13 protein-coding genes are annotated in these 14408 nt (G+C 75.0%); 4 read left to right on the top strand and 9 right to left on the bottom strand.

Annotation, left to right across the window (positions count from 1 at the left end; genetic code table 11):
• Window positions 1-34 precede the first annotated feature (34 nt).
• Both BMY88_RS07095 and BMY88_RS07090 read right to left on the bottom strand, forming a co-directional pair.
• The gene (locus BMY88_RS07095) at window positions 35-1330 is read right to left on the bottom strand and encodes a CpaE/TadZ family protein (protein WP_091941539.1); all 1296 of its coding nucleotides are present in this window, start codon (window positions 1328-1330) and stop codon (window positions 35-37) included.
• Window positions 1330-2145, bottom strand: coding sequence for an SAF domain-containing protein (locus BMY88_RS07090; protein WP_244524504.1), 816 nt, complete (start codon window positions 2143-2145; stop codon window positions 1330-1332). The genes BMY88_RS07095 and BMY88_RS07090 overlap by 1 nt, the downstream gene beginning before the upstream one ends.
• A 194-nt stretch (window positions 2146-2339) precedes the next feature.
• Here BMY88_RS07090 and BMY88_RS07085 point away from each other — a divergent pair, with 194 nt between their 5' ends.
• Window positions 2340-2609, top strand: a complete 270-nt coding sequence (locus BMY88_RS07085) for a helix-turn-helix domain-containing protein (RefSeq protein ID WP_091941533.1) — start codon at window positions 2340-2342, stop codon at window positions 2607-2609.
• A 34-nt stretch (window positions 2610-2643) separates the two neighbouring features.
• On the opposite strand, the gene BMY88_RS07080 is transcribed toward BMY88_RS07085, so the two are convergent.
• Entirely contained in the window at window positions 2644-3210 is a 567-nt protein-coding gene (locus BMY88_RS07080) for a hypothetical protein (RefSeq protein ID WP_091941531.1), read from the bottom strand.
• Between the two features lie 84 nt (window positions 3211-3294).
• Here BMY88_RS07080 and BMY88_RS07075 point away from each other — a divergent pair, with 84 nt between their 5' ends.
• Window positions 3295-4107, top strand: a complete 813-nt coding sequence (locus tag BMY88_RS07075) for a LysM peptidoglycan-binding domain-containing protein (protein ID WP_091941529.1) — start codon at window positions 3295-3297, stop codon at window positions 4105-4107.
• On the top strand, window positions 4104-4694 hold the full coding sequence (locus BMY88_RS07065; RefSeq protein ID WP_244524503.1) for an Rv3235 family protein: 591 nt from the start codon (window positions 4104-4106) through the stop codon (window positions 4692-4694). Before BMY88_RS07075 ends, BMY88_RS07065 begins: the two co-directional genes overlap by 4 nt.
• A gap of 61 nt (window positions 4695-4755) precedes the next feature.
• Here the strand turns inward: BMY88_RS07065 and secA are convergent, their stop codons facing one another.
• A complete protein-coding gene (gene secA / locus BMY88_RS07060) occupies window positions 4756-7788 on the bottom strand; it encodes a preprotein translocase subunit SecA (RefSeq protein WP_091941525.1) in 3033 nt (1010 codons plus the stop codon).
• A 60-nt stretch (window positions 7789-7848) separates the two neighbouring features.
• On the opposite strand from secA, the gene BMY88_RS07055 reads away from it, so the two are divergent.
• A complete protein-coding gene (locus BMY88_RS07055; protein ID WP_139220418.1) occupies window positions 7849-8241 on the top strand; it encodes a pyridoxamine 5'-phosphate oxidase family protein in 393 nt (130 codons plus the stop codon).
• Window positions 8242-8532: 291 nt separating this feature from the next.
• Here BMY88_RS07055 and hpf read toward each other — a convergent pair whose 3' ends face one another.
• The 5 genes from hpf to mtrA all read right to left on the bottom strand — a co-directional run bounded on the left by hpf (window position 8533) and on the right by mtrA (window position 14326).
• Window positions 8533-9225 (bottom strand): ribosome hibernation-promoting factor, HPF/YfiA family, encoded by a 693-nt coding sequence (gene hpf, locus BMY88_RS07045; RefSeq protein WP_091941521.1) that lies wholly within the window; start codon window positions 9223-9225, stop codon window positions 8533-8535.
• A 39-nt stretch (window positions 9226-9264) separates the two neighbouring features.
• Window positions 9265-10080: a ComF family protein gene (locus BMY88_RS07040; protein ID WP_139220417.1), complete on the bottom strand. Its 816-nt coding sequence runs from the start codon at window positions 10078-10080 to the stop codon at window positions 9265-9267.
• A gap of 64 nt (window positions 10081-10144) precedes the next feature.
• On the bottom strand, window positions 10145-11863 hold the full coding sequence (locus BMY88_RS07035) for an LpqB family beta-propeller domain-containing protein (protein ID WP_091941519.1): 1719 nt from the start codon (window positions 11861-11863) through the stop codon (window positions 10145-10147).
• Complete coding sequence (mtrB, locus tag BMY88_RS07030) at window positions 11860-13512, bottom strand: MtrAB system histidine kinase MtrB (protein WP_280138698.1); 1653 nt, start codon at window positions 13510-13512, stop codon at window positions 11860-11862. The genes BMY88_RS07035 and mtrB overlap by 4 nt, the downstream gene beginning before the upstream one ends.
• A 106-nt stretch (window positions 13513-13618) precedes the next feature.
• Window positions 13619-14326 (bottom strand): MtrAB system response regulator MtrA, encoded by a 708-nt coding sequence (gene mtrA / locus BMY88_RS07025; RefSeq protein ID WP_091941515.1) that lies wholly within the window; start codon window positions 14324-14326, stop codon window positions 13619-13621.
• Between the last annotated feature and the right edge of the window lie 82 nt (window positions 14327-14408).

The following is a 14408-nucleotide window of genomic DNA, read 5'->3' as shown; positions in this document are numbered from 1 at the left end:
GCGCTCCACGCCTCGGGGGCGTCCGGAGCGCGGTTCACCCCGCGGCGCGACCCGCCCGAGCCCGGCCCCGCCGGGCGGCTCGCACCGGAACCCCGGTCAACCGCGCGGCGAGCGCGCGCAACTCCTCCCGGAGCGCCGACGCCGGGGCGGCCTCGGCCAGCGTGCGGCCCGATCCCAGGGCGGCGTCGGTGGCCCGGCGGTCGGCCGGCAGGAAGCAGTCGACCTCGCGGGCGGCGAACCGCGTCAGGGCCTCGGCGATCTCCCGGCGCGGATCGCCCGGTACGGGTCCGCGCCGGACCTGGTTGACCACCAGCAGCGGCTCGACGTCGGGGAGGACGTCGCGCAGGTCCCCCAGCGCGCGGATGCAGCGCTGCAGGGCCACCGGGTCGGCGCCGCCCACGCAGAGCACCACGTCCGCGGTCTCCAGGACCGCCAGCGTCGCCCCGTTGCGGCGCGGTGCCGCCGTGTCGAACGACAGCTCCTCGTCCTCCTCCAGGTTGAACCCGCAGTCCACGACGGTCAGTGCGGCCGTTCTCCGGGCCTCCTCCAGCACCTGCACCACCGCCGACGGCCGCAGCTCGGGCCACCGATGGGCGCGCGCCAGACCGGTCAGGACCGCCAGCCCCGGCCGCACCTCCCAGGCCAGTCGGCGCAGCGCCGCCTCGTCCAGACCCCCGGTGGCCGCCCGCCGCGCCGCCGCAGCCAGACCGGGCGACTCGTCCAGCAGTCCCAGCACCTGCGCCACCACACCGCCGTACACGTCGGCGTCGACGAGCAGCGTCTCCACGCCCAGCCGCGCCGCCTCGTCCGCGAGCCCGACGGCCACGGTCGTCCTGCCCGGCGCCCCCGTGGGGCCCCAGACCGCGACCACGATGCCCTCCCCGCCCTCGCGCTCGGCCGGACCGAGGGGCCGGGCGCCGCCGTCGAGGGCCGACCGCGTGTCCGCGACGTCGCGACCTCGCGGCGGTCCGCCGGCCACCGCGTCCCGCAGCGCCTCCGCGATGTCCTCGGGCGCGGCGTCGGCCGGCAGCACGTGCAGCACGCCCCATGCCTGCAGCCGCGCCGCCCCACGCTCGTCGCCGGGGTCCACCAGACCGACGGCGGCCACCCCGGCGGCCGCCAGCCGGGCCACCGCGTCGGCGTCCAGGCGGCGCAGGTCGGCGGAGAGCAGGGCGGCCGCCCCGGTGCCTGTGGCCGCGGCGGCGAGCAGTTCGGAGACGTCCACGCAGCGCCGCACCACGGTCACGCCGTGGTCGGCCCGGTCCAGCGCGGCGACCAGGGCCGACTCCCAGGCGGCGCCCGTGACCGCGGTGAAGACCTGGAGCGCCATCAGGACGGCGGGGCCGTGGACGCCGACGGCGTGGCCGTCGACGGAACGGACGACGGCGCAGCGGACGACGGCGAGGTCGTCGAGGTCGGCGCGGTCCCGGTCGTCGAGGGGGCCGCCGCGTCCACGGATCCGCGCAGCACGACGACCAGAGGACGGCCGGCGATCGCGGCCAGCACCTCGTCGGCGGTGTCCGCCGCCACGGACACGACCACCTGCACGGTCGTCAACGAGCCCGAGAGCACCCCGTCGTTGCGCCCGGAGACCGCCTGAACCGGCGCCGAGCCGACCACGAGGGTCACCTGGCCGTCCGCGGTCCCCGACGCACCCGCCGCGGGGTCGGCCACCGCGTACACGTCCACGATGCGGCCCCGGTCGAGTCCCGGCGGCACGAATCCGGCCTGCACCGGCAGCGCGATCTGGACGAGGTCGGGCGCCTCCTCCAGCGCCGACCCCGGCAGGAGTTCTCCGCTCCGCACCGCCCGCCCCAGGGTGCGCCCCTCGGGCCGGGTGCTGGTCGCCAGGTATCGCGCGGCGACGTCGTCCAGGCGCACGTCCACGGCGACCAGGTCACCGGCGGAGAGCACCGTGCCCGCGGCGAGGTCACCCGAGGCCGCCCACACCGGCACGGTCGTGTCGGCCGCCGCCACCACGCGCGCGCCGACCAGGACCGAGACGAGCACGAGGAGCACGCCCAGCACCAGCCGCAGGTCCAGCCAGCGCGGGGCACGGACCCGCCGCGGCACCGGCCCGCGCACCCGCGCGATCGCGGTGGGTGCCACCGGAGCCGGGGGCGGGCTCGTCCGCACGTCGGTCACCGGTGCTGCCTCCATCCGCTGTCGGCGGTGTCCCCGCCGGTTCCCGACCGTCGGGAGCCGACGGTCGGACGCAGATGATGCGGGACGGACGCGTTCCCGTGCACCGGTTGTCCACACGTTCGGGTGTGGACGGTGCGGCAGAAGCCTCCGGAGGGCTGACAGACTGGCGGTCGACCCCGGATGGGAGACCGTCGATGCCCACACCGCGTTTCCTGACCCTCGCCGACGTGGCGGAGATCCTGAACGTCTCCTGGCGACAGGTGTACGCGCTCGTCCGTCGCAAGGAACTGATCGCGATCCAGATCGGCGGGCGCGGCCAGTGGCGCGTCGAGGTCGACGAGCTCGAGCGCTTCATCCAGGAGCGCTACGCCGAGGCCCGCGCCGGGGACGTCCCGGAGCTGGAGCCGGACGCCGCGGACGCCTCCCCCGGAGCCACCAGCACGACGGCGCCCGCGGAGTCCTGATCTCCGCGCCCCGCCGGACGGACCCGGCGACCGGCTAGTCCAGGCCGGGCGCCAGCCGGCGCACCGCGGCGACGGCGTCGAGCGCGATCGCGCGCACCCCGTGCACCGCCGCGGTCCGCCGCGGCTCGTCACCCGCGTGCTCGGCCAGTTCGAGGAAGTCGGCGCCCACGCGGTCGACCGTGCCGGTGGACGTCCCGCCGTCATCGAGCAGCACCTGCACCGGGCTGCGGTCGCGGGCCAGCCCGCGCAGTGCCCAGCGGAGGTCCAGCCGGGCGACCACCTCCCCGCCGGTCGGCGCGGCCGTGCCGCGGTCCAGCCCGGTCACCGAGCGGACTGCCGCGAGGGCGACGAGCACCTCGCGCCCACCCGCCTCGGTCACCAGCAGCCAGCCGGCGCCGACCTCGGTGAGCAGCCCCCGCAGGTCCCCGAGACCTCGGCAGCGGACGGTCAGCTCCCGGCCCACCGCGCCGCCCAGCCGGTCCGCGAGGTGGATCGCACCGATCTCCAGCCGGGTCCGCGACGCGTCCTCGGCCCGCTCCGCCGCGACCTCCTCTGCCTCCCACTCCGCCTGTAGGTCGGCGAACAACCGCTGCCAGCGCATGACGGTGAGCGTACCTCTATACACATCCCTTGCGTTTGGTGACGTTTGCTTGCTCTAGTGATCCCACTACCCGAGGAGGATCCGTTGTCGCTGCGCCGCCTGGCCACCACGACCGTCGTCATGGCGGTCGCCGCGCTGCTGCTGGCGGCGCTCACCCCGGAGCTGCCCGGCCCGGCGGTGCTCTCGGACCCGCAGGGCTTCGCCGACGAGGCCGGCCCCGACGCGCTCGTCGTGGCGGCGGTGGGCCTGTCGGCCTGGGTGGCATGGGGATGGGGTGCGCTCGGCCTGCTGCTGACCGCGCTCTCCGCCGCCCCCGGCCTCGCCGGCGCCCTGGCCCGTGGCGCCGGCCGCCTGGTGCTGCCCGAGAGCGCCCGCCGGGCCGCCGCCGTGGCCCTGGGCGTGGGGCTGACCATGGGCGTGCCCGCGCTGTCGGCCTGCTCCACCCCCGCACAGCCGGTGGCCGCCGTCGAGTCGCTGCCGCAGCTCCCACCGGTGCCGGACTGGCCGATCGCCGCGGCTCCCTCCGGCACCACCGGGCCGACCGACACACCCGCCGCCGCCGGACCGGTGCCGGACTGGCCCGCCGGTGAGCCCGATGGGCCAGCGACCGGGCCCGCGACCGAGCCCGATGGGGAGCCCGCCGCCGCACCGGCCGGCGATCCCCCCGGCGGCCACGTCGTCGTCCGCGGGGACTGCCTGTGGGAGATCGCGGCGGCCGACCTGCGCGCGCGGACCGGCACGCACCCCGCCCCGCCCGACGTCTCCCGGGCCGTGGCCGCCTGGTGGACCGCCAATCGCGACGTCATCGGCCCCGATCCCGACCTGCTGCTGCCCGGTCAGGTGCTGCGCGCGCCGGCCGTCCCCACCGATCCCGCAGAGAGCGAGACCCGACGATGACCGCGTCCGCCGCGCCCGCGCCGACCGCACCCGCACCCGCACCTGCACCTGCACCGAGCGCACCCGCCCCGGCCGGCGCCTCCCCCGTCCGGTCGTTCCACCTGACCGTCGTCCACACGCCGCAGCCCCCGGCCTGCGACGGGCCGGCCCTCCCCCTGGTCCGGCGCGGGATCGCGCCACCGCGGGCGCCGCACCGGCCGGGACCCCGGCCCCGCGAGAGGCACCAGCGCCTGGCGGACTTCGGCCCCACCTGGTCCGGCCGCGGCGACCTGCCCGACCCGGGCCTGGCCGGACGGCGCCTGTTCCTGCTCGTCCTCGAGGGCCTGGCGGGGTTGCGGCCGCTCGCGCAGGTGCAGGCGCTGACCGCGCCCAACCTCTACGCGGGCCTGGCCGCCCGTCCCCGGCCGGCCTGGTGCTCGGGCGGCACGGCGCCGGTCCTGCTCGGGCCCGTGCACGTGTGCGAGCCGGTCGACGGCGTCGCCGAGATCAGCGCGGTGGCCCGCCGGTCGGGCCGGGCCCACGCCGTGGCCGCCCGACTGGAGGGCCTCGACGGCCGCTGGCGCTGCACCGCCCTGCAGATCGGCTAGGCCCCGACCCCTCGCGCGGGCCCGCGGCGGGCCGGCCGGCGACGGGGGGCGAGGGGGCCCCTCACTTGGCCGCGCCGTGGCAGAACTTGTACTTCTTGCCCGAGCCGCAGGGGCAGGGCGAGTTGCGCGCCGGCTCCTTGTTGCCGCTGACCGTGACGGTCTTCGCCGCCTTGGCCGCGCCGCCCTCCCGGGGCGAGGCGTCCAGCGTGGGCGCGGAGTACGTGAGGTTCTCGTCCCGGCGGGGCTCGTCCAGGCCCTTGACGGCCAGCTGCGGGCCCGTGCCCGACGGAGCCGGCTCGTCCACGGTCGGCGCCGGAGCCGCGGCCCGGGCCACCGGCTTCGCCGTCCGCTTGCCCGGGCCGGCGCCGGCGCTGCGGCGGGCGGCCGGGGCGGCCTTGGCCGGGGTCGTCCCGGTGCTCTTGCCCGGGCCGGTCGCGCCGGGAGCACCGGCGGGCGCGGTGCCGGCGCCGTTGCCGGCGGCCGCGGCCGCGGCCGCCTGCTGACGCGCCAGGACGCGGGCCGTGCCCTCCTGAGCAGCCGCGAGCGCCTTGGCCTCCGCCTCGGACCGGGCCGCAGCAGCTTCGGCCTCCTGCTGCTCCTTGGTCTTGACCTCGAGGTTGAACAGGAAGCCGACGGACTCCTCCTTGATGCCGTCGAGCATCGCGTTGAACATGTCGAAGCCCTCGCGCTGGTACTCCACGACCGGGTCGCGGTTGGCCATCGCGCGCAGGTGGATGCCGGCCCGCAGGTAGTCCATCTCGTAGAGGTGCTCGCGCCACTTGCGGTCGAGCACGCTCAGCAGCACCCGCCGCTCCAGCTCGCGCATGACCTCGGCGCCGAGCGTGGTCTCCCGCTCGTCGTAGGCGGTGTGGACATCGTCCAGCAGCTCCGAGCGCAGCGTCTCCGGCGCCAGCGCGGCCTGCTCGCCGTCGGCCACGCGCTCCAGCAGCTCGTCGCGGTCCAGGCCCACCGGGTAGAGCGCCTTCAGGCCGGTCCACAGCTGCTCGAGGTCCCAGTCCTCGGCGTACCCGGTCTCGGTCGCGCCGTCGACGTAGGCCCCGATGACGTCGTCGAGCATGTGCTGGACCTGGTCGGCCAGGTCCTCGCCGTCGAGGATCTTGCGCCGCTCGTCGTAGATGACGGTGCGCTGCCGGTTGAGCACCTCGTCGTACTTGAGCACGTTCTTGCGGATCTCGAAGTTCTGCTGCTCGACCTGGGTCTGCGCCGACAGGATCGCGCGGCTGACCATCTTCGACTCGATCGGCTGGTCGTCGGGCACCCGCAGGGTGTTCATCATCGACTCGAGCATCGGGCCGTTGAACCGGCGCATCAGGTCGTCGCCGAGGGAGAGGTAGAAGCGCGACTCCCCTGGGTCGCCCTGCCGGCCGGAACGGCCGCGCAGCTGGTTGTCGATCCGGCGGCTCTCGTGGCGCTCGGTGCCCAGCACGTACAGACCACCGGCCTCGACGACCTGCTCGTGCTCCTCGGCGACCTGCTGCTTGGCCTTCTCCAGGGCGTCGTCCCAGGCGGCCTCGTACTCCTCCGGGGTCTCCGTGGGAGTCAGACCGCGGGCGCGCAGCACCTCGTCGGCGATGAAGTCGGGGTTGCCGCCGAGCTGGATGTCGGTGCCTCGGCCGGCCATGTTGGTGGCCACGGTGACGGCGCCGAGCCGCCCGGCCGCGGCGACGATCGTCGCCTCCCGCGCGTGGTTCTTCGCGTTGAGCACCTCGTGCGCGATGCCGCGGCGCACCAGGTACTTCGACAGCAGCTCGGACTTCTCGACGCTGGCGGTGCCGACGAGGATCGGCTGGCCGGCCTCGTGCCGCTCCGCGATGTCCTCGACGACCGCGTCCAGCTTGGCCTTCTCGGTCTTGTAGATGACGTCGGAGCGGTCCATGCGGACCATCGGCCGGTTCGTCGGGATCGGGACGACGCCGAGCGAGTAGGTCTGGGAGAGCTCAGCTGCCTCGGTCTGGGCGGTGCCGGTCATCCCCGACAGCTTCTCGTAGAGCCGGAAGTAGTTCTGCAGGGTGATCGTGGCGAGGGTCTGGTTCTCGTCCTTGATCTGCACCTTCTCCTTGGCCTCGATGGCCTGGTGCATGCCCTCGTTGTAGCGCCGCCCCGACAGCACGCGGCCGGTGAACTCGTCGACGATGAGCACCTCGCCGTTGCTGACGATGTACTGCTGGTCGCGGTGGTAGAGCTCCTTGGCCTTGAGCGCGTTGTTCAGGTAGCTGATCAGCGGGGAGTTGACCGCCTCGTACAGGTTCTCGATGCCGAGCTGGTCCTCGACGAACTCGACGCCCTCCTCGGTGACGGCGACCGTGCGCTTGGCCTCCTCCACCTCGTAGTGCACGTCGCGCTTCATCTGCGGCACGATCCGCGCGAACTCCTGGTACCACTTGCCCGCCGACTCGGCCGGCCCGCTGATGATCAGCGGGGTCCGGGCCTCGTCGATGAGGATGGAGTCCACCTCGTCGACCACCGCGTAGTGGTGCCCCCGCTGCACGAGGTCGGCCTTGCTCCAGGCCATGTTGTCGCGCAGGTAGTCGAAGCCGAACTCGTTGTTCGTGCCGTAGGTGATGTCGCAGGCGTACTGCTCGCGCCGGTGCGCCGGCCGCTCGCCGGACAGGATCGTGCCCACGGACAGGCCGAGGAAGCGGTGCACCCGCCCCATCCACTCGGCGTCGCGCTTGGCCAGGTAGTCGTTGACCGTGATGACGTGCACGCCGTCGCCGGTCAGCGCGTTGAGGTAGGCCGGGAGGACGCCGGTCAGCGTCTTGCCCTCGCCGGTGCGCATCTCGGCGATGTTGCCCAGGTGCAGGGCGGCTCCGCCCATGATCTGCACGCGGAAGTGCCGCTGGCCCAGGGTGCGGGTGGCGGCCTCCCGGACGACGGCGAACGCCTCCGGCAGCAGCTCGTCGAGGGACTCCCCGTCGGCGTAGCGCTCCTTGAACTCGTCGGTCTTCGCCCGCAGTTCGGCATCGGTCAGGTCGACGTAATCGTCGGCCAGCGACTCGACCGCATCGGCGATCTTGTTCAGCCGACGGACGATCTTTCCCTCACCGGCACGGAGGATCCTCGAGAACACCACGGACCCCAGGGTAGGCGGCCCGCCTGCGGACACGGTGAGCAGCGCGCATACCCTCCGCCGGTGGTTTCCGACCCGCGCACCCTGGGCCCCGGCACGCTCACCTTCCTCACCGAACGGCACCTCGCCACGCTGACCACCCTGCGCGCCGACGGCAGCCCGCACGTCGTCCCCGTGGGGGTCACCTTCGACCCGGAGACGGCGACGGCCCGCGTCATCACCTCGGGCTCGTCGGCCAAGGCCCGGCACGTGCGGGCCGGGCAGGCCCGGGTCGCGGTCTGCCAGGTGGACGGCCGCCGCTGGCTGACCCTGGAGGGGACGGCGGTGGTGCGGGACGACGCGGACGCCGTCCGGGAAGCCGTCGAGCGCTATGCCCTCCGCTACCGGCAGCCGCGGGAGAACCCGGCACGGGTGGTCATCGAGATCTCGGTCGACCGGGTCCTGGGGAACACGTGAGGGAGGACCCCGTCCTCCGGACCCCTCGCCAGCTCGGTGCGAGCCTCAGGACGGGGCCGGGAACGGCTCGACGCGGCGCGACGACGGATCACTGACGATCCCGGCCGAGATGGACCTGAGCGGCATCGACCTGACCACCGAGGTCGTGCGGACGGAGCGACTCGACCTGCGTCCCTACCGGACCGCCGACGTCGATGCCGTCCTCACCGCGTGCCAGGACCCGGAACGGCCGAGCGGGCGGGCTGAGCGGAGTCGCTCGGTGACGGTTTCCGTCACCGAGCGACTCCGCTCCTAGCGGGCTCCCGCCGGCTCGGCGGCTGCCGGTACATGCGAGGTCTGCCCGTCGAGGGGCGTCTCGACCAGCCGGATGAGGCCGTAGTCGTAGGCGTGCCGGCGGTAGACGACCGTCGGCGTGTCCGTGTCGGCGCACTGGAACAGGAAGAAGTCGTGGCCGACCAGTTCCATCTCGTGGAGGGCCTGGTCGACGGTCATCGGCGTGGCCGGATGGTGCTTCTCCCGGACGATCCGCCCGGGCAGGTGCTCGTCGAGGTCGGTCACGAGCGGTTCGCCGTCGACCTGGGAGTCCAGGTCTCCGGTGAACGACGACTCGACGGGGGGCAGCGACTCGGCGGTGTTGCCGCCGATCCGCACGCTGGCCGGGGTGCGCCGGCCGTGGTGCACCCGGCGGCGGTCGGCCGCCTTGCGCAGCCGGTTCTCCAGCTTGGTCGAGGCGATGTCGAGGGCCGCGTAGAAGTCGGGCGCGGCCGCCTCCGCCCGGACGACGGGGCCCTTGCCCCGCAGGGTGATCTCCACGCGCTGGCAGTTGGACGCCTGTCGTGGGTTCTTCTCGTGGAACAACTCGACGTCCATGCGGAGCATCTTCAGCTTGCCGTCGAACCGGTCCAGCGAACCGACCTTGTCCTCGACGTGCTGGCGGTAGTGCTCCGGCACTTCGACGTTCCTGCCGCGGACAACGATCTCCATGAGACCTCCCGGTAGCTCGGGTGTGAGTCCAATTGGACGCTAGTCGCCCTCCCGGGGTCCCGACAGTCGATCAGCGGGGCGCCAGGGCCCTCGGTCACCGGAACTCCGTCGTCCGCGCAGGTGGCTCGCCGAGGCACCCGCCGGGGGTCGGCGCGGGGTCGCGGCCACGACGGCGGCCAGCACCGGCGTGTCGTCGACGGAGGTCCCGGCGAGCGCGGCGGCCGCCTCGGTCAGCGTGGCGCCGCTGGTCACCACGTCGTCGACGAGCACCAGCAGCACCCCGCGGCGGACCGCTCCCCCGCGGACGGCGAAGCTGCCGGCCAGGTTCTCGCGGCGCTGGACGGACGACAGACCCGCCGAGTCGGCGACCCGCCCGGACCGCCCGAGCAGCCGCGCGACCTCCGCGGGCACGCCGGCCGACCGCAGCTCGGCGACGGCGGCGCGGGCCAGCTCGGCGACGTGGTCGCGCCCCCGCGCGCGCAGCGCCGCCCGGGTCGCGGGCAGCGGCACCAGCAGCACCGGGGTGCCCGCGCCGGCCGCGGGGACACCGGCCCGGACGGCCGCCACCGCCAGGGCCAGCGCCGCGCCGAGCGGGCGCGCCAGCTCGGCCCGGCCGTGCTCCTTGAACGCGTTGACCGCCGGGCGCACCGGCCCGGCGTAGACCGCCGCCGCGACCGTGGGCGGGAAACCCGCCGGGAAGCGCCGCGGCTGCGCCAGGTGCGGCACGGTGAACTCCCGCACGCAACCGCGGCACAGCAGCACCCCGGGCACCCCGCACCCGGCGCAGATCCGCGGGAGCACCAGGTCGCCCAGCGCCCCGGCGGTCGCCCGGACCAGCTCCCCGACGTCGCGCACGCCCCACCCTGCACGCGCCGCCACCCCCCCGGCCAGCCGTCGGTCGGCGTTGTGGACGCGTCGGCTACGCGGGGAAGAAGGGCTCCGTGCCGGGCACCGGCTGCTGCCCGCGCACGAGGGTCAGCCAGGTGCCGCCCGACAGCTGCCAGATCGTGCTGCTCGGGAATCCGGCGGTGACGAGCGGCTGCTGCCCCGGCGCGGCGGCGATCGAGATCGGCAGCCCGGGCAGCCCGGCGGTGGGCACGGCGGCCAGCCCCCAGCCGTCCACGCGGAGCGAGTACGGCGCGGTGCCGTCCTCGCCCTCCCCCGACGCCAGCACCAGCAAGCGGTCGGGCGCGCTCCACGCCACGTCGGTCACCCCGGTCAGCGACGGCGCCACCGGGCGCAGGTTCCGCAGCTCCACCGGGCCGTCGTCGTCCCGGACCACGGTGCCGACGTACAGCTGGTTGCCGTTGACGATCACGGCGGCCCGGACGCCGTCCGGCGAGAGCTGGAGCGCCGACGCGCGGCCCAGCACCTCCAGGGTCAGTGCGTTGACGACCTGCGGCCGGCCGTCCGCGGGGACCCGCACGACGGCGGTGCCGTTGCGGACGGTCCAGAACTCGGTCCGGGTGGCGGCGACCGACGGCGCGGTGAAGGTCTCGCCGTCCAGCACCTCCTGGAGGTCACCGCCGTAGGCGCCGACCAGCAACCGCGCCGCGCCGTCGCGGGTCGTCGTCCCCACCATCGACGACAGCTCACCCGTCCGGGGATCGGCGGCGATCGCCGCGCTCTGCAAGGCGTACGCCGCCTGGCCCGCGGGGCCGGGAGCGGCCTCGCCGTCGGTGAGCCGGAGCGCGCCGGCGGGGTCGAGGAAGTGCCCGACCGCGCCGACCGGCGCCGCCTCGGGGTCGAAGGTCGACCAGTCCTCGACGGACTGCTCCGCGGGGATCCCGTCCAGCACCAGCGGCTCGCCGTCCACCAGGAGCTCCACCGACGGCGCCCCGGGCAGCTGGTTGAGCGTCCACACGACCTGCGCGCACAGGACGGGCAGCTCGGGCGCGGCCAGGTCGGCGATCCCCGCGAGCTCGACGGTGACCGCCTGACCGGAGACCGTGACCGCCCGCACGAGCCGGGCACCGGTCAGCGCGTTCTCCACGCCGCCGTCCAGCGCCGACGCTGGTCCCGCCAGGAGCCGCTCCATCAGCGCCGTCGGCTGCGCCTCGCCCGAGATCAGGTAGCGCAGGTCGGGGACCACCCGCTGCCGCGTCGGGTCGACGAAGTAGACGGCCCGCTCGTCGTAGAGCTGCTCGAAGTCGGCCTGGACCATCAGCAGCCCCTCGGGCGTCGGCGGGATGCTGATCCGCCACTCCCCGCCGACCTCCTCGAGGGCGACGTCGGCCCGGTAGGGCTGCCCGGAGCCGACCGTGAAGACCCCGCGCGAGTCGACCGTGCCGACCAGGTCGGCGGTGATCTGCACCCGGCCCTCGGGCGTCGTCACCGTGGCGTAGTCGCCCCCGATGACGGTGATGCCGCTCTCGTCGGACCAGGTCTCGGCGGCCGCGGACGTCAGGTACTGCCGCGCCACCGGATGGGTGCGGACGGTGCTGGCCGCGGCGCTGATGAAGCCGCGCACGATCTCCTCCGCCGTCGCGCCCTCCTCGGGTTCGAGGGGCTCGACGCCGACGTCCTCCGGGCCGCGGGGCGGCTCCTGGGTGATCTGCACGGTCGGCGAGCTGGACGGCACGGTGGAGCAGCCGGCCAGGAACAGCAGCGCGATGACGACGACGAGGCCCCGGTTCACGGCGCACCGCCCGGACGGCGGACGATCGTCGGCCGCAGCGGCAGCGGGGAGCTGGCCAGTTCCCCGCCCGCGGTGAGCGGCAGGGTCAGCCGGAACTGGGCCCCCAGCTCGGGCTGCCCCCACACCTGCAGCCAGCCGCCGTGCAGGCGCGCGTCCTCCAGGCTGATCGACAGCCCCAGGCCGCTGCCCCCGACCGTGCGGACCCGCGAGGGGTCGGCCCGCCAGAACCGGTCGAACACGTGCTGGGCGTCCGCCGGCCCCAGCCCCACGCCGTGGTCCCGGACGGTGACCGCCACCGCCACCCGGTTCGCCGCCCAGGTGAGCTCGATCGGCCGGCCCGCGCCGTGCTCCACCGCGTTGCCGACGAGGTTGCGCAGGATGCGCTGCACGCGCCGCGCGTCGACCTCCGCGATCACCGGCTGCTGCGGCCCCCGCAGGCGGAGCTCGCAGCCGTGCATGGTCGCCAGCGCCGACAGGTCGTCGGCGACCCGGCGGACGAGCGCGCCGACGTCGGTGGGCTCCCAGTCCAGGACCGCGGCCCCGGCGTCGTAGCGGCTGATCTCCAGCAGGTCGGTCAGCAGCGTCTCGAACCGGTCGAGCTCGGTGTGCAGCAGTTCCGCCGACCGGGCCACGTGCGGCGCGAACTCGCCGCGCGACTCGTGCAGCACCTCGGCGGCCATCTGGACCGTCGTCAGCGGGGTGCGCAGCTCGTGGCTGACGTCGGAGGTGAACCGCTGCTGCAGCTGGGAGAGCGCCTCGAGCTGGGTGATCTGGCGCTGCAGGCTGTCGGCCATCGCGTTGAAGCTGGTCGCCAGGCGGGCCAGGTCGTCCTCGCCGCGCACCGTCATCCGCTCGGCGAGCTGCCCCTCGGCCAACCGCTGGGCGGTGCCCGCGGCGCGCCGGACCGGGTCGACCACCAGACGGGTCACGAGCACCCCAATGCCGACGACGAAGAGGGTGAGCGCGATGCCGCTGATGACGACGGTGCTGCGGATCCGCGACAGGCTCTCCTCCTCCTGGTCGAGGGGGAAGGCGTAGTACAGCTCGATCCGCTCGTCGCCGGTTGCGTCGACCGTGACCGGCGCCCCGATCAGCAGAGTCGGCTGGGGCACGCCCTCGGCGTCGGGCACCGGGGCGTACTGGGAGAACTGGCCTCCGGAGTCCACGCCCGCCCGCAGGCCGTCGGGCAGCGCGTCGACGACCCCCCGCCGGCCCGCGGCGAGCTCCCGGTCGCCGCTGCGGTGGATCATGACGACGTCGAAGTCACCGGCCGAGCCGGCCCGGCTGCGCAGCCCCTCGACCGTCCGGCTCAGGGTGGACCGCAGGCTCGCGGCATCGCCGGTGGCGATCCCGGCGACCTCGTCGCGGGCGTACACGACGCCGGCCTGCGCCTGGTCGATGGCCGCGTCGCGCTTGACCGACAGGAGCTGGTCACGGATCTGGCTGAACAGGACGAGGCTGACGATGATCACGACGGTGCCCGCGACGACCATGGTGATCGCGCCGATCCGCACGTGCAGCGACGACCGCCACGCGTGCACAGCGGTGGCCGCCAGCCGGCGCGCCGCACGCCGCGTGCGGGCGGCGCGGACCTGCAGTCGCCGCCGCACCCGGACGGGACCGGGTGCGCCGCCGGGTGGCCCGCTCACCGGCGCAGGAGGTGGGACGGCGACGGGCGCCTCCGCGGGCCGTGCGGTCACGGGACGGGGGCGCCACTCACGGGAACGACCGGCTCGCTCCCACGGCGCGCTCCGCTCACGGCGGGCCGGCCTTGTACCCGACGCCGCGCACGGTCAGCACGATCTCGGGCCGCTCCGGGTCGCGCTCGATCTTCGCCCGCAGCCGCTGCACGTGGACGTTGACCAGCCGGGTGTCGGCCGCGTGCCGGTAGCCCCAGACCTGCTCGAGGAGCAGCTCGCGGGTGAACACCTGGCGGGGCTTGCGCGCCAGGGCCACGAGCAGGTCGAACTCGAGCGGCGTCAGCGCGATCGGGGCGCCGTCCCGGGTGACCTGGTGGGCCGGCACGTCGATGGCGATGTCGCCGATCGCGAGGTTCTCCGCCTGGCCGCTCTCGCCGCGGCGCAGCTGCGCCCGGACGCGGGCGACGAGCTCCACCGGCTTGAAGGGCTTGGTGACGTAGTCGTCGGCGCCGGCCTCCAGGCCCTGGACGACGTCGATGGTGTCGCCCTTCGCCGTGAGCATCACGATCGGGACGCTGGACTGCGTGCGGATGTCCTGGCAGATCTGCAGCCCGTTGCGCCCGGGCAGCATCAGGTCCAGCAGCACGATGTCCGGGCGGGTCTGCTGGAAGACGCCCACCGCCCGGTTCCCGTCGGAGACGAAGGCCGGTTCGTAGCCCTCGCGTCGCAGGACGATGCCGAGCATCTCGGCGAGGGCGGCGTCGTCGTCGACGACGAGGACGCGGCCGCGACTGGGTCCGTTCGACGCTGCGGTGGATGCCACGGGGCCATTCTGCGCTGTCGCACCCCGCAAACGGCGACACCCGCCCGGTCGGATGACCGGACGGGTGTCCCAGAGGCACCGC

This window comes from Trujillonella endophytica (assembly GCF_900110555.1).
Taxonomy (GTDB): domain Bacteria; phylum Actinomycetota; class Actinomycetes; order Mycobacteriales; family Geodermatophilaceae; genus Trujillonella; species Trujillonella endophytica.
The sequence above is the reverse complement of the archived record's forward strand: the minus strand, read 5'-3'. Positions and strand labels throughout refer to the sequence as shown.